At 68.5% G+C, this 25,859-nt stretch carries 22 protein-coding genes; 12 read left to right on the top strand and 10 right to left on the bottom strand.

Features of this window, described 5'->3' with window-relative positions:
• Nucleotides 1-74: 74 nt before the first annotated feature.
• From zwf to pgi, 3 genes are read left to right on the top strand one after another with little or no spacing between them, the layout of a single operon-like run.
• A complete protein-coding gene (gene zwf / locus PARN5_RS0102195; RefSeq protein WP_017998168.1) occupies nt 75-1,526 on the top strand; it encodes a glucose-6-phosphate dehydrogenase in 1,452 nt (483 codons plus the stop codon).
• Nucleotides 1,523-2,197, top strand: coding sequence for a 6-phosphogluconolactonase (gene pgl, locus PARN5_RS0102190; RefSeq protein WP_017998167.1), 675 nt, complete (start codon nt 1,523-1,525; stop codon nt 2,195-2,197). The genes zwf and pgl overlap by 4 nt, the downstream gene beginning before the upstream one ends.
• Nucleotide 2,198: 1 nt before the next feature.
• Nucleotides 2,199-3,803: a glucose-6-phosphate isomerase gene (gene pgi, locus PARN5_RS0102185; protein ID WP_017998166.1), complete on the top strand. Its 1,605-nt coding sequence runs from the start codon at nt 2,199-2,201 to the stop codon at nt 3,801-3,803.
• Between the two features lie 129 nt (nt 3,804-3,932).
• Here pgi and PARN5_RS0102180 read toward each other — a convergent pair whose 3' ends face one another.
• On the bottom strand, nt 3,933-4,994 hold the full coding sequence (locus PARN5_RS0102180; RefSeq protein WP_017998165.1) for an alkane 1-monooxygenase: 1,062 nt from the start codon (nt 4,992-4,994) through the stop codon (nt 3,933-3,935).
• Nucleotides 4,995-5,122: 128 nt separating this feature from the next.
• Between PARN5_RS0102180 and PARN5_RS0102175 the strand changes: the two genes are divergently transcribed.
• Nucleotides 5,123-6,412, top strand: coding sequence for a sorbosone dehydrogenase family protein (locus PARN5_RS0102175; RefSeq protein ID WP_017998164.1), 1,290 nt, complete (start codon nt 5,123-5,125; stop codon nt 6,410-6,412).
• On the opposite strand, the gene PARN5_RS0102170 is transcribed toward PARN5_RS0102175, so the two are convergent.
• Genes PARN5_RS0102170 through PARN5_RS0102160 form a run of 3 tightly spaced genes read right to left on the bottom strand, consistent with a single transcriptional unit; the run spans nt 6,409 to nt 9,178 of the window.
• The gene (locus PARN5_RS0102170) at nt 6,409-7,692 is read right to left on the bottom strand and encodes an anti-phage deoxyguanosine triphosphatase (protein ID WP_017998163.1); all 1,284 of its coding nucleotides are present in this window, start codon (nt 7,690-7,692) and stop codon (nt 6,409-6,411) included. The two genes, PARN5_RS0102175 and PARN5_RS0102170, sit on opposite strands and share 4 nt — an antisense overlap.
• Complete coding sequence (locus tag PARN5_RS0102165; protein ID WP_017998162.1) at nt 7,683-8,558, bottom strand: glycosyltransferase family 2 protein; 876 nt, start codon at nt 8,556-8,558, stop codon at nt 7,683-7,685. Before PARN5_RS0102165 ends, PARN5_RS0102170 begins: the two co-directional genes overlap by 10 nt.
• Nucleotides 8,555-9,178 (bottom strand): hypothetical protein, encoded by a 624-nt coding sequence (locus PARN5_RS0102160; RefSeq protein ID WP_017998161.1) that lies wholly within the window; start codon nt 9,176-9,178, stop codon nt 8,555-8,557. The genes PARN5_RS0102165 and PARN5_RS0102160 overlap by 4 nt, the downstream gene beginning before the upstream one ends.
• A 197-nt stretch (nt 9,179-9,375) precedes the next feature.
• Here PARN5_RS0102160 and infC point away from each other — a divergent pair, with 197 nt between their 5' ends.
• The 6 genes from infC to PARN5_RS22780 all read left to right on the top strand — a co-directional run bounded on the left by infC (nt 9,376) and on the right by PARN5_RS22780 (nt 15,039).
• Nucleotides 9,376-9,915: a translation initiation factor IF-3 gene (infC, locus tag PARN5_RS0102155; protein WP_026155116.1), complete on the top strand. Its 540-nt coding sequence runs from the start codon at nt 9,376-9,378 to the stop codon at nt 9,913-9,915.
• 2 nt (nt 9,916-9,917) lie between these two features.
• Complete coding sequence (dut, locus tag PARN5_RS0102150; protein WP_026155115.1) at nt 9,918-10,379, top strand: dUTP diphosphatase; 462 nt, start codon at nt 9,918-9,920, stop codon at nt 10,377-10,379.
• A gap of 9 nt (nt 10,380-10,388) precedes the next feature.
• Nucleotides 10,389-11,513 (top strand): molybdopterin-synthase adenylyltransferase MoeB, encoded by a 1,125-nt coding sequence (gene moeB / locus PARN5_RS0102145; protein WP_017998158.1) that lies wholly within the window; start codon nt 10,389-10,391, stop codon nt 11,511-11,513.
• A 30-nt stretch (nt 11,514-11,543) separates the two neighbouring features.
• Nucleotides 11,544-13,580 (top strand): M3 family metallopeptidase, encoded by a 2,037-nt coding sequence (locus PARN5_RS0102140; RefSeq protein WP_017998157.1) that lies wholly within the window; start codon nt 11,544-11,546, stop codon nt 13,578-13,580.
• A 26-nt stretch (nt 13,581-13,606) separates the two neighbouring features.
• Entirely contained in the window at nt 13,607-14,032 is a 426-nt protein-coding gene (locus PARN5_RS0102135; RefSeq protein WP_017998156.1) for a hypothetical protein, read from the top strand.
• Nucleotides 14,033-14,229: 197 nt separating this feature from the next.
• Nucleotides 14,230-15,039: a class I SAM-dependent methyltransferase gene (locus tag PARN5_RS22780; RefSeq protein ID WP_017998155.1), complete on the top strand. Its 810-nt coding sequence runs from the start codon at nt 14,230-14,232 to the stop codon at nt 15,037-15,039.
• On the opposite strand, the gene PARN5_RS0102125 is transcribed toward PARN5_RS22780, so the two are convergent.
• Nucleotides 15,036-15,641: an SH3 domain-containing protein gene (locus tag PARN5_RS0102125; RefSeq protein ID WP_026155113.1), complete on the bottom strand. Its 606-nt coding sequence runs from the start codon at nt 15,639-15,641 to the stop codon at nt 15,036-15,038. The two genes, PARN5_RS22780 and PARN5_RS0102125, sit on opposite strands and share 4 nt — an antisense overlap.
• Nucleotides 15,642-15,732: 91 nt before the next feature.
• Between PARN5_RS0102125 and PARN5_RS0102120 the strand changes: the two genes are divergently transcribed.
• Together PARN5_RS0102120 and PARN5_RS0102115 are read left to right on the top strand one after the other, a co-directional pair.
• Complete coding sequence (locus PARN5_RS0102120) at nt 15,733-16,743, top strand: D-glycerate dehydrogenase (RefSeq protein WP_017998153.1); 1,011 nt, start codon at nt 15,733-15,735, stop codon at nt 16,741-16,743.
• Nucleotides 16,744-16,902: 159 nt separating this feature from the next.
• On the top strand, nt 16,903-19,398 hold the full coding sequence (locus PARN5_RS0102115; protein WP_017998152.1) for an FAD-dependent oxidoreductase: 2,496 nt from the start codon (nt 16,903-16,905) through the stop codon (nt 19,396-19,398).
• Between the two features lie 72 nt (nt 19,399-19,470).
• On the opposite strand, the gene PARN5_RS22775 is transcribed toward PARN5_RS0102115, so the two are convergent.
• From PARN5_RS22775 to lipB, 5 genes are all read right to left on the bottom strand, one after another.
• Complete coding sequence (locus PARN5_RS22775) at nt 19,471-21,861, bottom strand: calcium-binding protein (protein ID WP_157403899.1); 2,391 nt, start codon at nt 21,859-21,861, stop codon at nt 19,471-19,473.
• Between the two features lie 233 nt (nt 21,862-22,094).
• Nucleotides 22,095-22,589: a DUF2244 domain-containing protein gene (locus tag PARN5_RS0102105; protein WP_017998150.1), complete on the bottom strand. Its 495-nt coding sequence runs from the start codon at nt 22,587-22,589 to the stop codon at nt 22,095-22,097.
• A gap of 4 nt (nt 22,590-22,593) precedes the next feature.
• Nucleotides 22,594-24,270: a cytochrome c oxidase subunit I gene (ctaD, locus tag PARN5_RS0102100; protein WP_017998149.1), complete on the bottom strand. Its 1,677-nt coding sequence runs from the start codon at nt 24,268-24,270 to the stop codon at nt 22,594-22,596.
• A 172-nt stretch (nt 24,271-24,442) separates the two neighbouring features.
• Entirely contained in the window at nt 24,443-24,955 is a 513-nt protein-coding gene (locus tag PARN5_RS0102095; RefSeq protein WP_017998148.1) for a cytochrome c550, read from the bottom strand.
• Between the two features lie 144 nt (nt 24,956-25,099).
• Nucleotides 25,100-25,756 carry a lipoyl(octanoyl) transferase LipB gene (gene lipB / locus PARN5_RS0102090; protein WP_017998147.1) on the bottom strand — a complete coding sequence of 219 codons (657 nt, stop codon included), beginning with the start codon at nt 25,754-25,756 and terminating at the stop codon, nt 25,100-25,102.
• Nucleotides 25,757-25,859 lie beyond the last annotated feature (103 nt).

Raw genomic sequence — 25,859 nt, 5'->3', positions numbered from 1 at the left:
CGGGCATGGGTTTGCAGGACTTGATGTTACCGCTAACATCCGCTAATCGACAGGTCAGCGATGAGGAGGCAGCGATGGTTTCACGCGTGATTCCGGTCGAGGATTTCGACCTTGTGATCTTTGGCGCGACCGGCGACCTGGCGCGGCGCAAGATCGTGCCCGGCCTGTATCGGCGGTTCAAGGCCGGCCAGCTGCCGGCCAGCGCAAGGATCATCGGCGCCGCCCGCACCCGCCAGGACGACGCGGCCTTCCGCGCCGAGATGCGCGCCGCCATCGCCGAATTCGTCGGCAAGGCCGAGGATCCCGCCCGCGTCGCGGCCTTCCTGGACCTGCTCGGCTATGTCGCCATCGACGCCCGCGGCACCGAGGGCTGGGCCGAGCTCAAGGCACGGGTCCGCCCGGGCGTCGTGCATGCCTTCTATTTCTCGGTGGCGCCGGCGCTTTTCGGCGATATCGCCGAGCGGCTGGCCGAGCATGGCATCGCCGATGCCGACAGCCGCATCGTGGTGGAAAAGCCCTTTGGCCGCGACTTGGCCACGGCCCGGGCGCTGAACGACACCCTGGCCCGGCATTTCGCCGAAAAGCAGATCTACCGCATCGACCACTACCTGGGCAAGGAAACCGTCCAGAACCTGATGGCGGTGCGCTTCGCCAATATCCTGTTCGAGCCCTTGTGGAACGCGCAATATGTCGACCACGTCCAGATCACCGTCGCCGAGACGGTGGGCGTCGGCGGGCGCGGCGAATATTACGACCATTCCGGCGCCATGCGGGACATGGTGCAGAACCACCTGATGCAGCTTTTGTGCCTGATCGCCATGGAGCCGCCCTATCACATCGACTCGGACGCCGTGCGCGACGAGAAGCTGAAGGTGATCCGTGCGCTGGAGCCGGTCGCGGCCGAAGAGATCGTGCGCGGGCAATATGTCGCCGGCCCCGATGGCCCGGGCTATCTGGAAGATGCCGAGAACCGCGATTCCCGCACCGAGAGCTTCGTCGCGCTGAAGGTGTGCATCGCCAACTGGCGCTGGACCGGCACGCCCTTCTACCTGCGCACCGGCAAGCGGCTGCGCGCCCGGACGAGCGAGATCGTCATCACCTTCAAGGAGCCGCCGCATTCGCTCTTCGACGACAGCGGCACGCACAAGGCCAACCAGCTGGTCATCAAGTTGCAGCCGAACGAGGGCATGGACCTGACCGTGATGATCAAGGAGCCGGGGCCGGGCGGCATGCGCCTGGTGCAGGTGCCGCTGGACATGAGCTTTGCCGACGCGCTGGGCGCCGAGGGCTCCGACATGCCCGACGCCTATGAGCGGCTGATCATGGACGTGATCCGCGGCAACCAGACCCTGTTCATGCGCGGCGACGAGGTCGAGGCCGCCTGGGCCTGGACCGACCCGATCATCAGCGCCTGGGAGCACGGCTCGAAACGCCCCGAGCCCTATGATCCGGGATCCAGCGGCCCCGAGGAAGCGTTGCGCCTGCTGCACCGCGACAACCGCCGGTGGAGGGAGATACGATCATGAGCCTGGATTTCGTCGAATACCCCGACCGCGAGATGCTGTTCCTGTCCCTGGCCGACCGCATCGCCGGCCAGCTAGCGCAGCACCTGCGGGTGAACGACAGCGCCAGCCTCTGCGTGCCGGGCGGCACCACGCCGGCGCCGGTCTACGACTATCTCTCGGGCAGCGAGATCGACTGGCCGCGCGTCACCGTGCTGCTGAACGACGAACGCTGGGTCGATGGCGAGCATCTGCGCTCGAACAGCCGGCTGCTGCATCGCCATCTGCTCAAGGACAAGGCGCAGGCGGCGCGCTACATCGACCTCTATACCGGCGATGCCCGCCCCGAGGATGCGGCCGAGGCGCTGGGTGCCCAGGTCGCGCCGCTCTTGCCGCTGACCGTGCTCCTGCTGGGCATGGGCACCGACATGCATACGGCGAGCCTGTTCCCGGCGGCCTCGGAAACCATGCTGGCGCTGGCCCCGGATGCCGCCCCGGTGATGGCGGTGGGCAGCATCAAGGACGAGCCGCGCATCACCCTGACCGCCGCGGCGCTGAAGGGCGCGATCAACACCCATCTTCTGATCACCGGGGCCGACAAGCGTGCCGCACTTGAGCGTGCGCAGGGCCTCGACCCGACCGAGGCGCCGATCAAGGCCTTCCTCGGCGACATCACCGTGCATTGGGCAGAGTGACATGAGCGAGATCTGGACCAGACTGACCGACCATCGCAAGGCCCAGGGGGCGCTGCGCATCGAGAGCCTGTTTGCAAGCGCGCCCGGCCGGGCCGCCGCCTATACCGTGCAGGCCGAGGGGCTGGCGCTCGACTGGTCCAAGACCAGCATCGACGACACCGCCCGGGCGCTGCTCCTGCAACTGGCGCAGCCGGTTGCCGAACGGCGCGAGGCGATGTTTTCCGGCCAGCGCATCAACGAGACCGAGGACCGCGCCGTGCTGCATACCGCGCTGCGCAACCTCGATGCCAGCGTCACGGTCGATGGCCAGGACATTATGCCCGCGGTGCGCGCCACCCATGCCCGGATGCGCGCCTTTGCCGAAGCGGTCCGCGACGGCAGCTTCGCGGGGCAGGGCGGCAAGATCACCGACGTCATCAACATCGGCATCGGCGGCTCGGACCTGGGCCCGGCCATGGCCACGCGGGCGCTGTCGCCCTGGCACGACGGCCCGCGGCTGCATTTCGTCTCGAACGTCGACGGCGCCGACATCGCCGACACCATCGCCGGGCTCGATCCGGCGACCACGCTGGTCATCGTCGCCTCCAAGACCTTCACCACCATCGAGACCATGACCAACGCCAGGACCGCGCTGGACTGGATGGCGGCCAGCGTCGCCGCGCCGGCGCAGCAATTCGCCGCGCTCTCCTCGGCCACGGCCAGGACGGCGGAATGGGGCATCGACGCCGCCCGCGTCTTCGGCTTCGAGGATTGGGTCGGCGGCCGCTATTCCATGTGGGGGCCGATCGGTCTGTCGCTGATGATCGCCATCGGCCCGGATGACTTCGACCGCTTCCTGGCCGGCGGCGCGGCGATGGACCGGCATTTCCGCGAGGCGCCGCTGGCGGAAAACCTGCCGGTGATCCTGGCGCTGGTCGGGCTGTGGAACCACCAGGTCTGCGGCTACGGCACCCGGGCGGTGCTGCCCTATGACAACCGCCTCGGCCGCCTGCCGGCCTATCTGCAGCAACTGGAAATGGAATCGAACGGCAAGCGCGTGGCGATGGACGGCAGCGACCTGACCCTGCCCTCGGGCCCGGTGGTCTGGGGCGAGCCGGGCACCAACGGCCAGCATGCCTTCTACCAGCTGATCCACCAGGGCACCGCCATCGTGCCATGCGAATTCATCGTCGCCGCCCGCGGCCACGAGCCCGCGCTGACGCATCACCACCTGCTCCTGACCGCCAACTGCCTCGCGCAATCCGAGGCGCTGATGCGCGGCCGCTCGCTCGACGAGGCCCGCGTCTTGATGCAGGCCAAGGGGCTCTCGGGCGCCGAACTCGACCGCCAGGCCCGCCACCGCGTCTTTCCGGGCAACCGCCCCTCGACCACGCTGCTGATCCCCGAACTGACCCCCTATAGCCTGGGCCAGATCGTCGCGCTCTACGAGCACCGGGTCTTCGTCGAGGGCGTGATCCTGGGCATCAACAGCTTCGACCAATGGGGCGTCGAACTGGGCAAGGAACTGGCGCTGAAGGTCGCCCCGCTGCTGGAAGGCAAGCCCGCCCCCGGCCACGACCCTTCGACCGAGCACCTGGCGCAGCTGATCCGGGACGCGCAGGCCTGACGGCTTCTTTGCTCTATAAATACCCATGCGGCGGCACCCCAAGGCGCCGCCGTTCCCATGTCGCCCGCCCCGCATCCGCATCCCTCACGCAGCGCATCGGCCCCTAATCGGCGCGCATCCGCAGGTTCGCTAATCGGCGCGCATCCGCGCGACGCGCCGGTCCATGACTCGCCGCCAGACCCGCGGCAGCATGGCAAGCGACGCCATCACCGGCAGCGAATAGGGCAGCATCGGCCGCGCCGCCTCGGCCTCCTTCAGCCGCAGCCCGGGATAGGCCCGGCCCGGATGGGCGTGATGGTCGGAATGGCGCGGCGCGTTCACCATCATCAGCGAGGACAGGAAATGCGGTGCGTCCCAGCTGTGGCGCGGCCCGACCGGCTCGGGCCGGCCATCCGCGCGCAGGCGCCGCTCCAGCCCGTAATGCTGCACGTAATCGGCCAGCATCATCTGCACCTGCGCGTAAAGGCACAGCCCCAGATACCAGCCAAAGCCCGCCCATCCCAGCGCCAGCCCGACCAGCAGGCAGCAGGCCAGGCCGCCGCCGACCCAGACGAGGTAGGGGTTGAGGCGCCCCGGCCGCCGTGCGGACAACTCGCGCTCGGCCGCCAGCCCGGCCCGGAACGACCCGAGCAGCGCGCGCGGCAGGAAATGCCAGAAGCTCTCGCCCAACCGGGCCGAGTTCGGGTCCTGCGCCGTGGCGACATGGCGGTGATGCACCAGCCGGTGCGCCGAGGTGTGATGCCCCAACAGCAGCGTCACATAGACCGCCGCCCCCAGCCGGAACAGCCCGCGCGCGCCGCGATGGATCAGCTCATGCGCGTTGGAATTCGACACCTGGCCGAAGAACAGCCCCAGCCCCAGGAACAGCGCCAGCCGCGCGGCCGGACCCATCCCGGGCCCCATCGCCTGTCCGCTCAGCGCGACCAGCCCCAGGGCCAGCAGCAGGAAATGCAGCCCCGCCAGCACCACCGACAGAAGATCGGTCGCCGGCGGCACCCGGTCACCCTGCGGATCGGCGAAGCCGCGCGCGATCACCGTGTCGACGATCTGGCTGGCCCCGCCCATCCAGATCAGCGCCGCCCAGGTCCAGCCGCCGCCCCAAAGGCAGGCCGCCAGCAGCAGCAGCCCCGGCAGCAGCGCGAAAAGCGCGAAGGCGGGAATCGAGGCGGGCCGGTCGAAGGGATCGGGCATGATCGCTCCAGTTTTTTCCGCCTATAGCCGGTTTGCGGCGGCAGGGCTACCGGGGGACGCATTCGGTGATTGACGCTCGCGCGCGCTCGTTTAGCCTCGGGTCGCAAATTCGCAGAAAGGAAACGCGCATGGATCTGATGGCCAAGGCGACCGCGCTGGTGGGCGGGGCGATGGTGCTGATGCGCCGGATGGGGGCGCCCCGCACCCCCGCCTTCGGTCGCGACCCGCAGATCCCGCAGGCGAAATCGCAGGCCATCATGACGCTGAAGATGCCGACCGCGCGCGGCTGGCGCGGCGACGAGGCGCCGGTGCCCGCGCCCGGCCTGCGCGTCAACGCCTTCGCCCGCGACCTGCTGCACCCGCGCTGGATCGAGGTGCTGCCCAACGGCGACGTGCTGGTGGCCGAGGCGCTGCAAGAGGCGAGCCCGCCGAAGACCCTGCTCGACCGCGCCACGCAGGCCACCATGCGCCGGGCCCGGGCGCTGGGTGTCAGCGCGAACCGCATCAGCCTGTGGCGCGATGCCGATGGCGACGGCGTGGCCGAAACCCGCGAACCGTTCCTGGAGAACCAGCGCCAGCCCTTCGGCATGGCGCTGGTGGGCGACACCTTCTATGTCGGCAATACCGACGGCATCGTCGCCTTTCCCTATCGGCCGGGCGCATCCCGCATCGAGGGTCAGGGCCGGCGGCTGGTCGCGTTCCAGCCCGGCGGGCACTGGACGCGCAGCCTGATCGCCTCGGCCGACGGCAAGCGGCTCTATTGCGGCGTCGGCTCGCTTTCGAACATCGGCGACCACGGCATGGAGGCCGAGGAGGGCCGCGCCGCGATCTGGGAGCTGGACCTGGACACCGGCCATGCGCGGATCTTCGCCTCGGGCCTGCGCAACCCGGTCGGGCTGGCCTGGGAGCCGGTGACCGGCGCGCTCTGGACGGTGGTGAACGAACGCGACGGCCTGGGCGACGAGACCCCGCCCGACTACCTGACCTCGGTCAGGGAAGGCGGCTTCTACGGCTGGCCCTTCTGCTATTGGGGCCAGACCGTGGACGACCGCGTGCCGCAGGATGCCGGCATGGTCGCCCGCGCCCTGACCCCGGATTACGCCCTGGGCGGGCATACCGCCTCGCTGGGCCTGTGCTGGATGCCCGCGGGCACCTTGCCCGGCTTCCCGGACGGCATGGTGATCGGCCAGCACGGCTCGTGGAACCGCTCGACGCTGTCGGGCTACAAGCTGATCTTCGTGCCCTTCGAGGGCGGCCGGCCCTCGGGTCCGGCGCGCGACATCCTGACCGGCTTCCTGTCGCCGGACGAGAAATTCTCCTATGGCCGGCCGGTCGGCGTCGCCATCGGCCCGGATCGCCGCTCGCTTCTGATGGCGGACGACGTGGGCGACGTGATCTGGCGCGTCAGCGCCGCCTAGAGCCGGTCGAAGACCGAGCCCATGCGCGGCGCGAACAGCCGCTCGTAGCTGCGCAGCAGGCTCGCGTCGGTCATGGCCGCGACATGGTCGCAGATCGCCCGCAGCCCGTCCTCGGCATGGCGCCGGCGCCATTCCTCGGGCAAAAGCCGCTCGGGGTCCGAACGCAGCGCCTCGAACAGCGCGACCACCATGGTCTGGCCCTTGAACTCCAGCTGCTGCACCCCGGCGCTGCGGATCACATGCCGGAAGATGAAGCCCTTGAGCAGGTCCAGGACATGCCGCTGCTCGGGCGGCAGCTCGACGCCATGGCGCAGCAGCGGCTCGGCAAAGCCGGGCTCCTCGCGAAAGCGGACGCTGGCGATGAAGTGATGCACCAGCGCGCCGATGCATTGCTTGCGCGCCGCCGGCGGTCCGAAAAGCGGCGCGACCAGATCGCCGGGCGCCTCGCCCGCCACCTCGTCCCGGAAGGCCTCGGCCGAGACCAGCCCCAGCGCGATGGCATCCTCGAGGTCATGCACGCCATAGGCGATGTCGTCGGCCAGGTCCATGATGCTGCAATCCAGGGATTTATGCAGCGTGGACGCATGTTTGCCCGGGTTTTCTCGAATCCGGGCGAAGTTGTCGCGGTCCTCGTTCGACAGCGGCGCCAGGATCCAGTCGACCAGCCCGGCCTCGCTGTCGAGATGGCATTTCGGCGGCGCCGAGGCCTCGGTGTCGATGCAGCGCAGCAGCGAAAGCCCGTCCCGCAGGCGCGGCGCGCAGGCCGGATTGGCCAGCCGCGACCAGGGCGCCGGGTATTTCAGCACGCCCAGAAGGCTGCGCCGGGTCAGGTTCACCCCCGGTTCGGGCAGGGCGCCGGGCGGGCGCGACAGCAGCCGCAGGGTCTGGCCATTGCCCTCGAACCCGCCGTCCTCGCGCATGCACCAGTTCAGCGCCACCTCGCCGCCATGGCCAAAGGGCGGATGGCCCAGGTCATGCGCGCAGGCGATGGCCTGGATCATGCTACGGCCGGGCAGGGCGGCGGTGCCGGCATGGCCGGCCGCCGTGCCGCGCAGTTGCTGCACCAGCCCGCCGGCGATCTGCGCCACCTCCAGCGAATGTGTCAGCCGGGTGCGGTAGAAATCGCTGTCGCCCAGGTTCAGGATCTGGGTCTTGCCCTGCAGGCGCCGGAAGGCGGCGGAATGGATGACGCGGGCATAATCCACCTCGCCCTCGCTGCGGAAATCGTCGGCGCGGGGGGTGCGCGGCTGGCGGCGCTCCTGCCAGGGATCTAGAACCACTGTCCCGGCTCCATCAGGCCGAAATCCATCAGCTGCTGCGAGTTCCACAGGAAGGGATGCGAGTTGCGCCAGCGGAAGCTGCCGATGGCCCCGCGCGAGCCGGGGTTCTTCGCCAAGGCCTTGGCGACCCGGAACGAGGCCACCGCCGCCGTCAGGTTGTGGTGCCAGGGGCAGGAATAGGTGTTGTATTCCTCGACGTTGAAGCGGTGGTCGGGCAGCAGCTTCAGCCCGGGCTGGGTGCGGAACAGCGCGATGCGGTCGATGCGGCGGCGGTCCTTGGGGATGTGCTCCTCGAAGCGCCAGCGCAAGCCGCCGTGGAAATCCAGCTGCCGCTCCTTGTGCCGGCCGTCGCGGTCGGCGCGGCCAAGCGCGAAATAGCCGGTGCGGTCGAACAGCGCCTGGTCCAGGCTGACCGCATCGGGAAAGCGGTCGAGGTCCGGGGCATAGAGGTCCACGACATAGCTCAGCATGGCCCGGCGCCGCTCCTCGGCGTGGAAGCCCAGCATCTCGCCCACGGTGCGGTGTTCCGAGAAGGGATAGAACAGGAATTCCGCATTATAGCCGTAATAGAGCCAGGTGTCGTTCGGCACCGCCTCGATGGCGGCATTGACCGCCTCGACATGGGCGCGGCCGCGGCGGGAATCGTGGCGCAGGTTGACGATCCTGCTGGCGCCGGCGGCGGGGATCGCGTCGGCGGGCAAGGGCTCGGGCGACAGCGCCAGGATCAGCCTGAAGCCGGCGCGCAGGTGATGCTCCAGCGTCTGGGCGACGGCGGCCTCGTCCTCGACCAGGATCAGCGCGATCGGGCCCTTGGCCAGCCGGTCAGGGGCCTCGGCCAGGAAGCGGGACAGGCTCGGGAAGCTCATGGCAGCGCCGCCCGGATCTGTTCCAGCAGCGCGGGCCGGGCGGCGGTCTCGGCCTCGGCGCGTGCGACCAGCGCCGCCAGTTCGGCCTTGCGTGCCTCGGGCAGGGCGGCTGCCTCGACGATCCGGCGCAGCCGGGCGGCGTCGAAGCCCTGCGGCGTCAGGGCCGAGTCGATCTCGACCGCCTCGCCCGCGGCGCTGCCGGCGGCACGGGTGGCGCTGGCCGCATCCCGCGCGGCGGTTCCGGCGGCCAGGGCGGCGGCCTCGGCCTGCGTGGGCGCGGCGCTGGCCTGGGCCGCGGCCTCGGCGGCGCGGTCCGCCGCGGCGATGGCTTCCTCGGCCGCGACCTCGGCCTGGTCGGCGGCGGAACCGGCCGGGGCCACCGCGGCCGAGGTGGCCGAGCCCGCGGCCTCTGCCGCCACATCTGCCGCGATGGCGGCGGCGTCGGCGGCCGCATCGGCGGCGGCATTGGCCTTGTCCTGGGCGGCGGTCGCCGTGGCATCGGGCGCGGCGTTCTGCCCGGGGATCAGGCCCGCGAGCCGGGAAAGGTCGCCGCCGCTCCACAGCCAGGCCCCGCCAAGGGCCAGCGCCAGGATCACGATCAGGGCGAGAAGTCTGGACATGGGTCGCTCCGGCAATCTGCGTTTCGGCTTCTATGCCATGGCGCGGCGGGCGGGAAAAGCGCCCCGGCCCCGTGCCCGTGCCAAGCCGGGCGCGAAACCGGCAAATGCGCGGCAAACCCGCCGAATCCGGTTGAAAATGCGGCTCCGCGCGACTATCTAGCCGCCAGAAAACCCCCGGCCATGTAAGGAAGACAGCCATAGCCCGCAGACCGCATAACGCTCCGCCCACCCGTGACACCGGCCCCCGCGTCAACGAACGCATCCGAGTCGCCGAGATCCGCCTGATCGGTGCGGATGGCGAAAACGTCGGCGTCGTGACCCCTGCCAAGGGGCTGGAGCTTGCGCAGGAGGCCGGGCTGGACCTGGTCGAGATCTCGCCCAATGCCGTGCCGCCGGTCTGCAAGATCATGGACCTCGGCAAGTTCAAATATGAACAGCAAAAGCGCGAGGCCGAGGCCCGCAAGAAGCAAAAGATCATCGAGATCAAGGAGATCAAGTTCCGCCCCGGGACCGATACCCATGATTACGACGTCAAGATGCGCTCGGTGATGAAATTCCTGGGCGAGGGCGACAAGGTCAAGGTCACCCTGCGCTTCCGCGGCCGCGAGATGGCGCACCAGTCGCTGGGCCTGGAACTGCTGAACCGGGTCGCCGCCGACGTGGGCGAGGCCGGCAAGGTCGAATCGATGCCCAAGCTGGAAGGGCGTCAGATGGTCATGATGATCGCGCCGAAGTGACGATGGCGGGCGCGGTCACGATTCTGGTTCTGCGCGAACCGGGCGCGGATGCCGCGCTGCCCCTGCCGGAATACCAGACCGCGGGCTCGGCCGGTGCCGACCTGCGGGCCGATCTGGGCGGCGGCAGCCTGGTGCTGGCGCCGGGCCAGATCAAGCTGGTGCCCACGGGCCTGCGCGTGCAGATCCCCGAGGGCCATGAGATGCAGATCCGCCCCCGCTCCAGCCTGGCCTTGAAGCATGGCGTGACCCTGCCGAACACGCCGGGCACCATCGACAGCGATTATCGCGGCCCGTTGGGGGTGATCATGATCAACCTTGGCGCCGAAGCCTATACCATCCATCACGGCGAGCGTATCGCCCAGGCCGTCGTCGCCCCGGTGACGCGCGCGACTTATGTCATGGCCGAGGCGCTGGACAATACCGCGCGCGGCGCGGGCGGCTTCGGCTCGACCGGGCGCGGCTGAGGCAAGGCCGTGCCCATCGTCATCGCCGGCGTGTTCCTGTGGCTGACGAAGGGCTGGTGGCTCTTGGGCCTGGCCGCCGTGCTGGGCTGGGCGCATTGGCTGGGCCTGCGCGGCTGGAAACTGCTGGCGCTGGGGGTGATCCTGTGGCTCGCCGTGGCCGCCGGCGTGCATCACGCGCCGGCAAGCCGCTTTGCCTGGGCCGTGCAATGGTCGGCCAATGGCATGATCTGGATGCTGGTCATCGGCCTGATGGCGCTGGGCGCCGGGCAGATGCTGGCCTTTCTGCATCGCCGCAATGCCGCGCCTGGCCATGACGCGCCGGGCCTGGTGCCGCTGCGGCGCCCGGCGCCGGCCGTCGCGCCCGGGGGCCCGGTCTCGGACCCCGAGCTCGACCGCTATGCCCGCCACATCATCCTGCGCGAGATCGGCGGGCCGGGGCAGGCGGCCTTGAAGCGCGCCAAGGTGCTGGTGGTCGGCGCGGGGGGCTTGGGCGCGCCGGTCTGCCTCTATCTCGCCGCCGCCGGGGTGGGGCGGATCACCGTGGCCGACGACGACCGGGTGAGCCTGTCGAACCTGCAACGCCAGGTGATCTTTCGCAGCAGCGACGATGGCCGGCCCAAGGCGGATGCGGCGCGCGACGCCATGCGGGCGCTGAATCCGTTGGTCGAGATCACGCCGCTGAACCGCCGCGTGACCGAAGCCGACACGGCGCTGATCGCCGGGCACGACCTGGTGATCGACGGCAGCGACAGCTTTGCCTCGCGCCAGGCGGTGAACGTCGCTTGCGCCCGCGCCGGCGTGCCGCTGGTCGCCGGCGCCATCGCGCAATGGGAGGGGCAGCTGACCGTCTGGGATCCGGCCCGCGGCGCGCCCTGCATGGCCTGTCTCTTTCCCGAGGCCCCGGCCCAGGGCCTTGCCCCGGCCTGCGCCGAGGCCGGCGTGGTCGGCCCGCTGCCCGGCGTCATCGGCTCCATGATGGCGCTCGAGGCGATCAAGCTGATCGCCGGCGCGGGCGAGCCGCTGCGCGGGCGGATGCTGATCTTTGACGGGCTCTATTCCGAAAACCGGCTGATGAAAATTTCGCGACGCGCCGATTGCCCGGTCTGCGGCTCTGGACATTTGCCGCCGGGGTGAAAACATGCAGGGCAACCGAAAGGATGCCGCATGAACCCCGAGTTGACCGAATGGACCGGGCCGCTGGGCCTGCCGCGCTTCGACCTGATCCGCGACGCGGATTTCGCCCCCGCCTTCGATGCCTGCCTGAAGCTGGCCGAGGAGGCCGTCGAGGCCGTCGCCGCCAATCCCGAGCCGCCGACCTTCCAGAACACCGTCGCCGCGCTGGAAACCGCCGAGGAGCCGCTGAACCGGCTTTGCGCGGTGTTCTACACCCTGGCCGGCGTCGATTCGAACCCCGCGCGCGAGGAATTGCAGCGCCAGATCGCGCCGCGCCTGGCCGCGCATGGCGCCAGGACCAGCATGGACCCGCGGCTGTTCGACCGGGTCGAGGCGATCCATCAGGACCGCGACGAGCTGGCGCCGCAGGACCAGCGCCTGACCGAGCTGACCCTGCGGGGCCTGCGCCGCGCGGGTGCCGGGCTGACCGGCGCGGCGCGCGCGCGCATGGCGCAACTCCGCGAAAGGCTGGCGGTGCTCTCGACCGAATTCGCCCAGAACGTGCTGGCGGATGAGCGCGACTTTACCATGGCCGTGCCCGACGACCGGCTTTCCGGCCTGCCGGACTGGCTGATCCGTGCCATGCGGGCGGCGGCGCGCGAACGCGGGCTGCCGGGCCAGATCGTGACGCTGAACCGCTCGCTGATCGTGCCCTTCCTGGAATATGCCGAGGACCGCGCCCTGCGCGAGACCGCCTGGCGCGCCTGGACCGCGCGCGGCGACGGCTCGGGGGCAGGCGGCGCCAAGACCGACAACCGCCCCATCGCCGCCGAGATCCTGGCGCTGCGGCATGAACGCGCCACGCTGCTGGGCTATGCCGATTTCGCCAGCTACAAGCTGGAGCCCGAGATGGCCGGCAATGCCGGCAATGTCGAGGCGCTGCTGAAACAGGTCTGGACCCCGGCCAAGGCCCGCGCCGAGGCCGATGCCGCGCGCTTCACCCAGATGCTGCACGCGGATGGCGTGAACGGCGCGCTGGAGCCCTGGGACTGGCGCTTCTACGCCGAGCGCCGCCGCAAGGCCGAGCACGACCTGGATGAGGCGGCGGTCAAGCCCTACCTGACGCTGGACGCGATGATCGGCGCGGTCTTCGACACCGCGCAGCGGCTGTTCGGGCTGGAGTTCCGGCCCTTCGACGCCCCGCTCTGGTCCCCCGATGTCCGGGCGTGGGAGATCACGCGGAACGGCCGGCAGATGGCCGTGTTTCTGGGCGATTACTACGCCCGGCCCAGCAAGCGCTCGGGCGCCTGGTGCTCGTCCTTGCAGCAGCAGCACCGGATCGGCGCCGGCCAGCGGCCCATCGTGGTCAATGTCTGCAACTTCACCCCGCCCGAGGCGCCCGGCGCCCCGGCCTATCTGTCCTGGGACGACGCGCATACGCTCTTCCACGAATTCGGCCATGCGCTGCACCATATCCTGTCGGACGTGGACTGGCCCTCGATCTCGGGCACCTCGGTCGCGCGCGATTTCGTCGAACTGCCCAGCCAGCTGTTCGAGCATTGGCTGGAGCAGCCCGAGGTGCTGGACCGCCACGCCCGCCATGCCGAGACCGGCGCGCCGATGCCGGCCGAGCTGCGCGACCGCATCCTGGCCGCGCGCAATGCCGACCAGGGCTTCGCCACCACCGAATACCTGGAAAGCGCGCTGGTCGACCTGGCCTTCCACACCGGCGCGCCGCCCGCCGATCCGATGGCGCGCCAGGCCGAGGTGCTGGCGGAACTCGGCGCCCCGGCCGCGATCCCGATGCGCCACGCCACGCCGCATTTCACGCATGTGTTTTCCGGCGACGGCTACAGCGCCGGCTATTACAGCTATATGTGGTCCGAGGTCATGGATGCCGACGCCTTCGAGGCCTTCCTGGAAAAGGGCAGCGCCTTCGACCCGGAAACCGCCGCCCGGCTCGAGGATTGGATCCTCTCCAGGGGCGATTCTTTGCCGGCCGACGAACTTTGGTTGAAATTCAGGGAACGAAAACCGGGGGTTCACGCTTTGTTGAAAGGACGCGGCCTGTTGACCGACGTTTCCTGATACAACGGGAGATTGAAATGACTGTGATGAAACCCCTGCTTGCCCTTGCCGCCGTGGCCACGCTTGGCATCGCCGCCTGCGACCAGGTCGCCCCGGCCGCACCCGAGCCGACCCCCGGCCCCCTGGCGCAGTCCAGCGCGCTGAACGGCACCTACAACCTGCTGGAATCGAACTGCGGCGATCCGACCAGCGACAAGCGCCTGGTCATCGACGGCAACAAGTTCATGTTCCCGGCCTCGACCTGCACCGTCGCCAGCACCGAGCCGCAGGTGAACCGCACCCGCGTCACCCTGGCCTGCGAAGGCTCGCCCGCCGCCGGCAACCGCGTCGTGGACCTGCAGACCCGGCCCGACGGCACGCTGCGCATGACCGAGGATTCGATCACGCTGACCTATCACCAATGCATGAAGGCCAGCGCCAGCACCGACTCGCTGGTCGGCCAGACCATGTGACGCGGGCGGACCCGCAACCACCTCAAGGCCGTCCCCCGGGGGCGGCCTTTGCAATTCCAAGGGGTGTCCCGCCCGTGCGTCACACGCCGCGCTGGTATCCTGGGCGCCAAAGCGGCCGCGCGGACGCAAGGCGCTTGCCGCCGGCCCGTCCCCGGCCTTACGCTTTTCCCATCCGGTGTTTCGGGGAGAGTGAAGCGATGACTTCGGCCAATCCCGTCAGGACGATCAGCGACATCCCGATCGACAAGATGGGGCTTGCGCATTACTTCCAGAACTACGCCACCTTCCTGGGGCCGCGGCGGCACGAGCCGCTGGACCTGCTGGAACTGGGCGTGGCGCGCGGCGATTCCCTGAAATACTGGGAGGAATGGCTGCCCAAGGCCCGCATCACCGGGCTGGACATCAACCCCTGCGACGCGCGCTTCGGCGACCGGGTGCGCTGCTATGTCGGCGAGCAGCAGGACAGGGCGCTCCTGGACCGCATCGCCGCTGAACGCGCGCCGCAGGGTTTCGATGTCATCATCGACGACGCCGCTCATGTCGGGCAGCTGGCGCGGATCTCGTTCTGGCACCTGCTCGAGCATCACCTGAAACCGGGCGGCCTGTATTTCATCGAGGATTGGGGCACCGGCTATTGGCCGCAATATCCCGACGGCAAGCATTACCGCCCGCCCGCGCCGGAGCTGTCCTGGCACGAGCGGATGCTGGACCGCGCCCACAAGAATCGCGTGGTGCGCGCGCTCTGGCCGCTGCGCAAGCTGACCGGCTGGCTGCGCTGGCACCTGGTCCGGCGGCGCTTTCACGGCCATGACCGCGGCATGGTCGGCTTCGTCAAGGAACTGATCGACGAATGCGGGGCCGAGGACATGACCCACCCGACGCTGGGCACCGGCGGCGCCCGCTGCTCGCGCATCGCCTGGATGCGGGTGTCATTGGGGCATGTCGTGGTCTGCAAGGCGGGGGCCGGGACGGGGGCCGGAATGGGGGCCGAGGCCCCGCCGGCCTAGTCGCGGATCTCGGCCGCGTCGACGCCCCAGATCGCGGTCTTGGGCACCCAGCCCTTTTCCCCGGCACCCGAGACGCGGCACCAGTCGGGATTGCATTCGTGCAGCCGCACGATGGCGCCGGCCTCGGCGCGGGCGACGACATTGGCGCGCGGCTCGGGCCGGGCCAGCAGGTCCAGCATGTCCTTGGTGACGATGGCGGTGCGCACGCCCGACAGCAGCGAATAATGCACCCAGCCGCCGGCGCCGTCCTGGTCCTCGACCCGGCGCCACTGGCCGAATTCGGCCACCACGCGCAAGGGCATGCCGGCGTGGCGGAACACCCAGTCGATGCGATGCGACAGGCTGGGGCCGCGCCTGGCGTTGCCCTCGCCGCCCTTCAGGCTGACATAGCGCGGCAGCGGCAGGTTGGTGACCGGCCCGCGGTTGGGATCGGCTTGGCCGTCCGGGTTGCGGCTGATGGCCGCGTCGGCGGAAACGCCGGGCACGGGCTTGGCGTCCAGCGCCTCGCCGGGATCGCTTGCCTGCGCCAGCGCGGCGCTGCCGCCGCCCGCAAGCCCCAGCACCATCGCCGCGGCACAGAGCCAGGCCTGTCCTTGCTTCATCTGCTCGTCCTGCATCTTCGGGGTCTTGTGCGCGCCCCGCATCGCGGGCACTTTGCCAAAAGCCGCCCGGCTTTGGAAGAGAGGAGCGACCATGCCCGCCGTTCAAGCGACCGATCCGACCCGCTCGCGCCTTAAAGTTACCGTGACCCGGCGCCTGCCCGAGGCGGTCGAGACCCGCATGTCCGAGCTTTTCGACGTGTCGCTGAACGCCGACGACCACAAGATGAGTCGCGAGGAACTGGTCGCCGCCATGCGCGTCTCGGACGTGCTGGTGCCGACGGTGACCGACCTGATCGACGCCAACATGCTGGCCCAGGCCGGCGAGAAGCTGAAGCTGATCGCGAATTACGGCGCCGGCGTCGACCATATCGACGTGCATTCCGCCCGCCAGCGCGGCATCCTGGTCAGCAACACCCCGGGCGTGGTGACCGAGGACACCGCCGACATGGCGCTGGCGCTGATCCTCGCCGTGACCCGGCGCATGCCCGAGGGCATGGCCGAGATGCAGGCCGGGCGCTGGCAGGGCTGGTCGCCGACCTCGCATCTGGGCGGGCGGCTGGGCGGGCGCCGGCTGGGCATCCTGGGCATGGGCCGCATCGGCCAGGCGGTGGCGCGTCGCGCCAATGTCTTCGGCATGCAGGTGCATTACCACAACCGCCGCCGCCTGCGCCCGGAAACCGAGGCCGAGTTGCAGGCGACCTATTGGGAGAGCCTGGACCAGATGCTGGCGCGCATGGACATCATCAGCGTGAACGCGCCGCACACGCCCTCGACCTTCCACCTGCTGAACGCGCGGCGGCTGAAGCTGATGAAGCCCTCGGCGGTGGTCATCAACACCTCGCGCGGCGAGGTGATCGACGAGAACGCCCTGACCCGGATGCTGCGCGCGGGCGAGATCGCCGGCGCCGGGCTTGACGTTTTCGAGCATGGGCACGAGATCAACCCGCGGCTGCGCGAGCTGCCCAATGTCGTGCTGCTGCCGCATATGGGCTCGGCCACCATCGAGGGCCGGGTCGAGATGGGCGAGAAAGTTCTCATCAACATCAAGACCTTCGCCGACGGCCACCGGCCGCCGGACCAGGTGGTGCCCTCGATGCTGTAAATGCTGCGCCCCGGTTTCCGGGGCGTTTTGCCCTTGTCCGGGCCAGGCCGGCCATGTCGCTTTTTGCCGGGAATATGTCGCGCAGTGGACATGATTCCGCGCCGGCTGTGGCAGAGATGCTTCCAGCATAGCTCACGCGCGAAAAAGGAGTCGCTCGCCATGAAAACCCATGTGAAGGCCCTGGTGGTCGGCGGCGGCGCCGTCGGTTGCGGCATCGCCCTGCATCTGGCGCGCGCCGGCTGGGACACGCTGCTGGTCGAGCGCGACGAGCTGACCGCCGGCTCGACCTGGCACGCGGCCGGCCTTCTGCCGCTGTTCAACATGGGCTATGCGACCAGCCACATCCACGACTATTCGGTCAAGCTCTATGCCGGGCTCGAGGCCGAGACCGGGCTGAACGCCGGCTTCACCCGCTGCGGCAACCTGCGCATGGCGCAGACCCAGGACCGGATGGACGAATACGAGCTGTATTCCTCGATCGCCGAGACCGTGGGCGTCGAGCATGAATTCATGACCCCGGCCCAGATCAAGGACCGCTGGCCGCTGGTCAATACCCAGGGCCTCAAGGGCGCGCTGTTCCACCCGACCGACGGCTATATCAACCCGGCCGACGTGACCCAGGCCATGGCTCGCGCCGCCCGCATGGCCGGCGCCAGCATCGAGCGCAAGATCCAGGTCAACGGCTATCGCTGGACCGGCGACGAATGGGTCGTCACCTGCGAGAAGATGGTCGAAAGGGGCGGCAACCTGGTCGGCTCGGGCGAGGAATTCGAGATCCACGCCGAGCATGTGGTGACCGCAACCGGCAACCACGCGCAGCGCACCGCGCGCCTGCTGGGCATCAAGATCCCGGCGATCCCGGTCGAGCACCAGTTCATCGTCACCGAGCCCGACCCGGCCCTGCTGGCCTGGCGCGAGGCCGGCAACCCCGAGCATCCGGTGCTGCGCGACGCCGATGCGAAATGGTATGTGCGCGAAGAGCGCGGCGGCTGGATCCTCGGCCCCTACGAGGCCGGCGCGCCCGCCCGCTTCAAATACGACGTGCCGGAAACCTTCCGCGCCGACCTGTTCCCGCTGGACCTGGAACGGATCGAGGAAGAATATATGTCGATGATCCACCGGCTGCCCAGCTCGGAAACCGTGGGTCTCAAGGACGATTTCAACGGCCCGATCTGCTATACCCCCGACGGCAACCCGCTGGTCGGCCCGGCGCCCGGCCTGCGCAATATGTGGCTGGCCGAGGGCTTTTCGTTCGGCATCACCGCCGCCGGCGGCGTCGGCTACTACCTGGCGCAGATGATGACCCAGGGCGAGGCGGAAATCGACATGGCCAGCCTCGACCCGCGCCGTTACGGCCAGTGGATGACCACCGAATACGCCGTGCAGAAGAACGAGGAATGCTACGAGCACGTCTTCATCCTGCACCACCCGGACGAGGAACGCGAATCCGCCCGGCCCCTGCGCACCGCCCCGGCCTATGACCGCCAGGTCGCGGCCGGCGCCCAGATGGGCCAGGTGAACGGCTGGGAGCGCCCGAACTACTATGCCCCCCTCGGCTTCGACGACCACGCCTCGCGCAGCTTCCGCCGCGGCGGCTGGTGGCAATATGCCAAGGCCGAGGCCGAGGCCGTCCGCAACACCGCCGGGCTGATCGACGCCTCGGCCTTCACCAAGCACCGGGTCCACGGCCCCGGCGCGACCGCCTTCCTCGACTGGTTCACCACCAACAAGCTGCCCAAGGTCGGCCGCATCAACCTGACCTATGCCCTGACCGAGACCGGCACCACCCGCACCGAATACACCATCGTGCGGTTGGCCGAGGACGACTATTACCTGATCTCGGCCGGTGCCTGGACCGATTACGACGCCGACTACCTGCGCAAGACCGCCGAGGAGATGGAGGGCGAATTCGGCCAGGTCATCATCCAGGACGTGACCACGCAATGGGGCGTCTTCGCCATCGCCGGGCCGAAGTCGCGCGACATCCTGAACGAGCTGGTGCGCGACGCGAACCCGGAAACCGTGCTTGGCAACAAGCGCTTCCCGTGGCTGTCGATGCGCAATATCGAGCTGGGCATGTGCCCGGTGCGCGCCATCCGCGTCGCCTATACCGGCGAGTTGGGCTGGGAGCTGCACCACCCGATCGAATTCGGCCGCTATCTCTGGGACCAGCTGGTCGCGGCGGGCGAAAAGCACGGCATGAAGCTGGTCGGCGCCCGCGCCCAGAACTGGCTCCGGCAGGAGAAATCCTATCGCGCCTTCGGCACCGAGCTCGGCCGCGACGCGACGCCGCTCGAGGCCGCGCTGGACCGCTTCGTCGATCTGGGCAAGGAATTCAACGGCAAGCAGGCCATGCTCGACAAGGGCCTGCGCTCGCTCTGCTGCACGCTCTTGATCGACGGCCCGGCCGATGCCGACCCCTGGGGCCGCGAGGCGCTCTATACCGAGGATGGCGCGACCAAGATCGGCCGGCTGACCTCGGGCGGCTGGTCGGCGGCCTTCGGCAAATCCATCGGCATGGGCTATGTCCGCCCCGACCTGGCCAAGCCGGGCACGCGGCTGAAAGTGCGGATGCAGCGCCAGCTCTGGGACGCGGTGGTGACCGAGGACAGCCCCTATGACCCGGAAAACAAGGTGATCCGCATCGACGGCTGACCCTCCTCCCCAGCCGCAGATGCAGGAAAGGCCCGGCGCGCTGCCGGGCCTTTTTATCGCCGGACCAGCCGGTTACAGCAGGAAATCCGCCCCGACCAGGCTGTGGCTGCCGTTCAGCGCCACCGAGAAATCCGCCCGGCCGTCGCCATTGCTATCGGCCAGGATCGTGGTCACGTTGCCGGCCCGCTCATAGCGCAGCTCGCCCGCCGTGCCGGTAAAGGCGCGCTCGCCGATCAGCCGGAAGGCCTGGTCGCCGGCCAGCCCGGCATTCGCGTCGATGCCGCGCAAATCGATGCGGTCGCCCTGGGCGTGGCTAAAATCCTGGATCAGGTCGCGCCCCGCCGCCGCGACGCCCGACTCGCCCAAGGTCAGGAAGACGAACTGGTCGGCGCCCAGCCCGCCGTTCAGCCGATCCGCGCCCGCGCCGCCGGTCAGCACGTCATTGCCGGCCCCGCCCAGCAGGCTGTCGGCCCCGGCGCCGCCCAGCAGCCTGTCATTGCCGCCCCGGCCATCCAGCTGGTCATTGCCGGCGCCGCCGTTCAGCAGGTTCGCCGCAAGGTTGCCCCAGAGCCGGTCCGCAAAGCCCGAGCCGTCCAGGTTCTCGATGCCCAGCAGCATGTCGCTGCCCTGGCCGCCGCCGATCGCCTGCGCGCCGGCCGTCGCCAGGTCCACCCGCACGCCGCCCGAGGCCGCGCCATAGCGCGCCGTATCGGTGCCGAGCCCGCCGCTCAGCGTGTCGTTGCCGGCCCCGCCGATCAGCGTGTCATTGCCCGCGGCCCCGAACAGCAGGTTCGCGGCAGCATTGCCGGTCAGCACGTCGGCGAAGCCCGAGCCGTTGACGTTCTCGATCCAGCTCAGCGTGTCGCTGCCCTGGCCGCCGCCGATCGCCTGTGCCGTGTTCAGCGACAGGTTCACCCGCACGCCGCCCGTGGCCGCGCCATAGGCGACCAGGTCCACGCCCGCGCCGCCGTCCAGCCGGTCGTTTCCGGCCCCGCCGTTCAGCGTGTCGTTGCCGGCGCCGCCCAGCAGCGTATCGTTGCCCAGACCGCCCAGCAGCATGTTGGCGCCGGCATTGCCGCTGATCCGGTTCGCCAGCGCATTGCCGGTGCCGTTGATATTGCCCGGCCCGAGCAGGGTCAGGTTCTCTACATTGGCCTCGATCCCGCGCGAGAAATCGGTGAACACCGTGTCATTCCCGGCGTTTGCCCCCTCGATCACCCGGTCACCGGCCGTGACGTAATAGCTGTCGTTGCCGGCCTGGCCGACCAGATCCTCGGCCGCGCTGGTGCCGCGCAGCACGTTGGCCCGGCCGTCGCCGATGGACCAGTTGTCGTCGGCGATGCGGATCTCGACGATTTGGGTGGTGCCGCCGTCGGCAAATCTCATCTGTCCTGTCAGTTCTACGACAAGGTAGGCGACCTCGCCGGGATCCTGCTCGCCGTCGCGCAGTGCATAGACCGACATGCCGCGGCTAGTGTTGTAGGGCGAGGTCGAGGAGATACTGATCCAGCCGCTGCCTGACGAGGCGCCGATGTCGCTGAAATCCGCAGTGCCACCGCTGGTCGAGACGTGGTAGCTATAATTGACATAGTGATTGGTCATGCCAATGAAGTTCAGCGCCAGATCGACGCTTTGGCCTTCGCGGATGGTGATGGTCTCGGGCAGGTCGGCCACATAGGTCGTCGGCGTTGGGGCTGCTGTGCCGATGATCTCGAACGAGGTGTCGAAACCCAACGCGCGCAGATCGTCATTCGTATAGACGCGTTGGTTGCCGTAGATGTCGGTGATCCAAATCCTCTCCAGTTCCACCGGCCCGGAAAAGGTGCTGCCACCAATGCTGCGCGTTTGTGTCGAGCTTCCGTCTAACCAATCGTCGCTATCACCAAAAATAATCAACAGGTCCCAGTCGTTGAAAGAGCCGCTACCGAAAGAATAGGAAATCTCACGATCGAACCAGAGGGATACACTTTCGATTTCTGTTGTGTCTATCCCGCTTGCCGTGAAATCCGCCGCGACGTTTCCCCCCCTCAAGTCGATCACATCCGGCAGATCAAGCGATGTGAGAACCGGTGCGGTGGTATCGGCGCTGGTGCTGGTGATGTTGATCGAGGTGTCGATGCCAAGCGCACGCAGTTCCGCATTCGTCACATCGGTCTGGTTGCCCAGATTGTCGATGATCTGAACCCGCGTGATGTTCAGCGGCCCGGAGACATTATGCGGCAGCACGCCGGTTGTGTAGCTGTGCGTGCCGTCCGACCAGTCGCTGCCATAGCCGTGGATGATCTGAAACTCATAGGCGCCTTGAGTCGTGGCCAGCGGCCGGTCATAATAAACCGTGACTTGACGGATGCCGTCTGGATCCTCGACCGTCGCCGCAAACAGCGCGGAAACGGTGTTCTGGTCCAGATCGAGCGTGGTGGGCGTGGTAAGCGAAAGCAGGCGCGAGGGGCCGGTGTCGGGCATGATCAACCAATGGTAAACAATACGTGATCCTCGTGCCTTACCCTGTCCCGGAAGGCCGCAGAAGCTGACGATTTAGACAGGTTTGCCGGCGCCGTCCTTGCGATTTCAAGGTGCACCGCCGGTGCACGCATGGTGTACGGCCGGTGTACGCAGGTCACAGGCGGTCTTTCTTTGATATCAAAAGGTTGCCGGAACCGTTGCGCGCCCTGCGCACGCCCCGTTGCGCGTCCGCCTCAGCCGCGCAACGCGCCCAGCCGCCGGGTCAGCTCATCCCGCAGCGCCACCCGCTCCTCGGGGGCCAGGAAGGCGCCCAGCTCGACCGTGCGCTTGCCGTCGGTCAGCACCAGGTAATCCTCGACCGGCCCGCCGGGGCGCAGGCTCGCGCGCACCCAATAGGGGTTGGTCCGCCAGACCCGGTCCGCGCGCCCCGGATCCCTGCGGGTCAGGATCAGCCGGTGGCGGTCCAGCAGCATCACCTCATGCGCGGCGCCATAGCTGCGCTGGATGGCGTGCCACAACCCCCAGACCGCCAAGGCCGCAAAGGGCAGCAGCCCCCACAATACCGCCGAGCCGACCACCGCCAGCAAGGGCAGCGCCAGCCCCGCGGCGGTCAAGCCGATCACCCAGACGAAGCCCCGCCGCGGCAGCGAGCGATGCGGCCAGATCTCGAGCCGAAAGCAGACGGCCCCGGAATCCTCCGGGGCCGTCTCGTGCCATGCATAGGGCATCGGCTCAATGCGCGTGGGCGCGATCCCAGTCCTCGCGCTTGGGCAGCTGCTCGAACGTGTGCTCGGGCGGGGGCGAGGGCAGGGTCCATTCCAGCGTGTCGGCGTGCTCGTTCCAGTAGTTCGGCACGTTCACCCGGCGCCCGGCGAAGAGCGTGTAGAACACGATGCCGATGAACAGCAGGAAGGACGCGAAGCTGATATAGGCGCCGATCGACGAGATGTTGTTCCAATAGGCGAACTCGACCGGATAGTCGATGTAGCGGCGCGGCATGCCCTGGCGGCCCAGGAAGTGCTGCGGGAAGAAGATCATGTTCGAACCCAGGAACATCATCCAGAAATGCAGCTTGCCGGCCCATTCCGGGTATTGCCGGCCGGACATCTTGCCGATCCAGTAATAGACCCCGGCGAAGATGCCGAAGACCGCGCCCAGGCTCATCACATAGTGGAAATGCGCCACGACGTAATAGGTGTCGTGATAGACCCGGTCGAGCGGCGCCTGGCTCAGCACCACGCCGGTCACGCCGCCGACGGTGAACAGGAACAGGAAGCCGAAGGCCCAGAGCATCGGCGTCTTGAACTCGATCGAGCCGCCCCACATGGTGGCGATCCAGGAGAAGACCTTGATGCCGGTCGGCACGGCGATGGTCATGGTCGCCAGCATGAAATAGGCCTGCTGGGTCAGCGACATGCCGGCGGTATACATATGGTGCGCCCAGACCACGAAGCCCAGGATGCCGATGGCCGCCATGGCCAGGACCATCGGCAGGTAGCCGAAGATCGGCTTGCGCGCGAAGGTCGAGATCACGTGGCTGATGATGCCGAAGCCGGGCAGGATGATGATATAGACCTCGGGGTGGCCGAAGAACCACAGGATGTGCTGGTAGAGCACCGGGTCGCCGCCGCCGGCCGGGTCGAAGAAATGCGTGCCGAAGTTGCGGTCCATCAGCAGCATGGTGATCGCGCCCGCCAGGACCGGCAGCGACAGCAGGATCAGCCAGGCGGTGATGAAGACCGACCACGCGAACAGCGGCACCTTGAACAGCGTCATGCCGGGGGCGCGCATGTTCAGGAAGGTGGTGATGATGTTGATCGCGCCCAGGATCGACGAGGCGCCCGAGACGTGGACGGCAAAGATCGCCAGGTCCATCGAATAGCCGCCTTCGGTGGTCGAGAGCGGCGGGTAGAGCACCCAGCCCACGCCCGAGCCGGGCTGGTCCGAGCCGCCGGGCGCCAGCAGCGAGGCGATGCCGAGCGCGACGCCGCAGACATACATCCAGTAGCTGAGGTTGTTCAGCCGCGGGAAGGCCATGTCCGGGGCGCCGATATGCAGCGGCATGAAATAGTTGCCGAAACCGCCGAACAGCGCCGGGATGACGACGAAGAACATCATCAGCACGCCGTGATAGGTGATCATGACGTTCCACAGATGCCCGTTCGGGGTGCATTCCGCCGAGGCGTCGGCGATCAGCCGCGCGCCTTCCAGGCACATGAGCTGCACGCCGGGATGCTGCAGTTCCATCCGCATGTAGACGGTAAAGCAGACCGAGATCAGGCCGACGACGCCGGCCGTGAACAGGTAAAGGATACCGATATCCTTGTGGTTGGTTGACATGAACCAGCGGGTGAAGAACCCGCGGGTGTCATGATGGCCACCGTGGCCGTGAACGGCTGCGTCTGCCATGCGTGGACTCCCTCAGATGCGGCTGGCCGGCCTCGGGGGCCAGCGGACTCACTATCGGTTCTAGAACAGGATGATGGGCTGAGGCAATCCGCCACAGGTCCCAAATGACACGCCCCCGGACGCTTTCGGCGTGCCGGGGGCGCGAATGTTGCCGCTTGGCGACAGGATCGGCTCAGTTCGACGCCGGCGCGGCGGGAGTCTCGGCAGGGGCCTCGGCGGGAGCATCAGCCGCGGGTGCATCGCCGGCCGCGGGCGCGTCGCCCGCCTCGGGCGAGTGCTGCGCCAGGAAGGCCACCACGTCGGCCTGGTTCTTGGCCATCTTGAAGGTCATCTTGGTCTTCAGCGACTTGTCGCCGACCTTTTCCTCGACGTATTTGTTCGGGTCGGTGATGTAATGCTCCAGATCCTCGGTGGTCCAGACCTCGCCGGCCTCGCCGAGCTTGATCAGCGCGTCGGAATACTTGAAGCCCTCCTCGGTGCCGGCCTTGCGCCCGACCACGCCATAGAGGTTCGGGCCGGTCTTGCCACCCTTGACCACATCCGAGCCGTCCGGCGACTGGATCATGTGGCAGGCCTTGCACTTCCTGAATTCCTTCTCGCCCTTGGCCGGGTCTCCGGCGTCCTGGGCCAAGGCGGGCAGGGCGAGAAACGTGGCGGCGAGAGTGGCGTAGATGCTGGTCTTCATCGCGAATCCTCTGGGTTCTTTCCTTGAGTCGACGAGAGGACCCTCGTCCTCCTCCGAAGTACAGGGGTAGCATGCCGGGTTGGGGTGCAACACCGTCAAAAAGTCGCAGAAAGCTTTGAGGCTGCTTTTCCGTGCGGGTGAAAATCAGCCGGCCAGCGGCGGGAAATGCCGCGCGAACCCGGCCCGCAGCGCCAAGTCGAGGTCGTCCATCCCGACCGGCAGGCCGAGGTCGACCAGGCTGGTCACGCCATGGCCCTGGATGCCGCAGGGCACGATGCCGGCGTAATGGGAGAGGTCGGGCTCGACATTGATCGAGATGCCGTGGAAGCTGACCCAGCGCCGCAGCTTGACGCCGATGGCGGCGATCTTGTCCTCGCGCATGCTGCCGTCGGGCAGCGGCGCCTTGTCGGGCCGGGCGATCCAGACGCCGACGCGGCCGTCGCGGATCTCGCCCTTCAGGTTGAACTCGGCCAAGGCGTCGATGACCCAGGATTCGAGCGCCTTGACGAAGGCGCGCACGTCGCGGCCGCGCCGGTTCAGGTCCAGCATGGCATAGACCACGCGCTGTCCGGGCCCGTGATAGGTATATTGCCCGCCGCGGCCGGTCTCGTGCACCGGGAAGCGGGCGCTGAGCAGGTCTTCGGCCCTGGCCGAGGTGCCGGCGGTATAGAGCGGCGGGTGCTCGACCAGCCAGATCAGCTCCTCGGCGCGGCCCTCGTGGATCGCGGCGGCGCGCGCCTCCATGAAGGCCACGGCTTGCGCATAATCGGTCAGTCCGGGGGCGGTGATCCATTCGGTCATGGCCGGCAGATATTCCTGCGGACGGGCTGTCGCAAGAGGGCGCCGTCGGCGGTGGGGGCGCTGCCCCACACCCCCGGGGTATTTCCGCAACAAAGAAGGCGCG

The sequence above is a fragment of the Paracoccus sp. N5 genome (assembly GCF_000371965.1).
Taxonomy (GTDB): Bacteria; Pseudomonadota; Alphaproteobacteria; order Rhodobacterales; family Rhodobacteraceae; genus Paracoccus.
Note: the sequence above shows the minus strand (reverse complement) of the source record. Positions and strands in the feature narration are given on the sequence as shown.

Excerpts from the sequence above, each read along its gene's own strand:
- PARN5_RS0102115 (WP_017998152.1), top strand. The coding sequence starts at position 16,903 with ATGAAAACCCATGTGAAGGCCCTGGTGGTCGGCGGCGGCGCCGTCGGT.
- dut (WP_026155115.1), top strand. The coding sequence starts at position 9,918 with ATGGCGGGCGCGGTCACGATTCTGGTTCTGCGCGAACCGGGCGCGGAT.
- PARN5_RS0102125 (WP_026155113.1), bottom strand. The coding sequence starts at position 15,641 with ATGAAGCAAGGACAGGCCTGGCTCTGTGCCGCGGCGATGGTGCTGGGG.
- PARN5_RS0102180 (WP_017998165.1), bottom strand. The coding sequence starts at position 4,994 with ATGCCCGATCCCTTCGACCGGCCCGCCTCGATTCCCGCCTTCGCGCTT.
- pgl (WP_017998167.1), top strand. The coding sequence starts at position 1,523 with ATGAGCCTGGATTTCGTCGAATACCCCGACCGCGAGATGCTGTTCCTG.
- PARN5_RS0102120 (WP_017998153.1), top strand. The coding sequence starts at position 15,733 with ATGCCCGCCGTTCAAGCGACCGATCCGACCCGCTCGCGCCTTAAAGTT.
- PARN5_RS0102140 (WP_017998157.1), top strand. The coding sequence starts at position 11,544 with ATGAACCCCGAGTTGACCGAATGGACCGGGCCGCTGGGCCTGCCGCGC.
- PARN5_RS0102095 (WP_017998148.1), bottom strand. The coding sequence starts at position 24,955 with ATGAAGACCAGCATCTACGCCACTCTCGCCGCCACGTTTCTCGCCCTG.
- pgi (WP_017998166.1), top strand. The coding sequence starts at position 2,199 with ATGAGCGAGATCTGGACCAGACTGACCGACCATCGCAAGGCCCAGGGG.
- PARN5_RS0102160 (WP_017998161.1), bottom strand. The coding sequence starts at position 9,178 with ATGTCCAGACTTCTCGCCCTGATCGTGATCCTGGCGCTGGCCCTTGGC.
- PARN5_RS0102105 (WP_017998150.1), bottom strand. The coding sequence starts at position 22,589 with ATGCCCTATGCATGGCACGAGACGGCCCCGGAGGATTCCGGGGCCGTC.
- zwf (WP_017998168.1), top strand. The coding sequence starts at position 75 with ATGGTTTCACGCGTGATTCCGGTCGAGGATTTCGACCTTGTGATCTTT.
- PARN5_RS0102175 (WP_017998164.1), top strand. The coding sequence starts at position 5,123 with ATGGATCTGATGGCCAAGGCGACCGCGCTGGTGGGCGGGGCGATGGTG.
- lipB (WP_017998147.1), bottom strand. The coding sequence starts at position 25,756 with ATGACCGAATGGATCACCGCCCCCGGACTGACCGATTATGCGCAAGCC.
- PARN5_RS0102165 (WP_017998162.1), bottom strand. The coding sequence starts at position 8,558 with ATGAGCTTCCCGAGCCTGTCCCGCTTCCTGGCCGAGGCCCCTGACCGG.
- PARN5_RS0102135 (WP_017998156.1), top strand. The coding sequence starts at position 13,607 with ATGAAACCCCTGCTTGCCCTTGCCGCCGTGGCCACGCTTGGCATCGCC.
- PARN5_RS22775 (WP_157403899.1), bottom strand. The coding sequence starts at position 21,861 with ATGCCCGACACCGGCCCCTCGCGCCTGCTTTCGCTTACCACGCCCACC.
- PARN5_RS22780 (WP_017998155.1), top strand. The coding sequence starts at position 14,230 with ATGACTTCGGCCAATCCCGTCAGGACGATCAGCGACATCCCGATCGAC.
- ctaD (WP_017998149.1), bottom strand. The coding sequence starts at position 24,270 with ATGGCAGACGCAGCCGTTCACGGCCACGGTGGCCATCATGACACCCGC.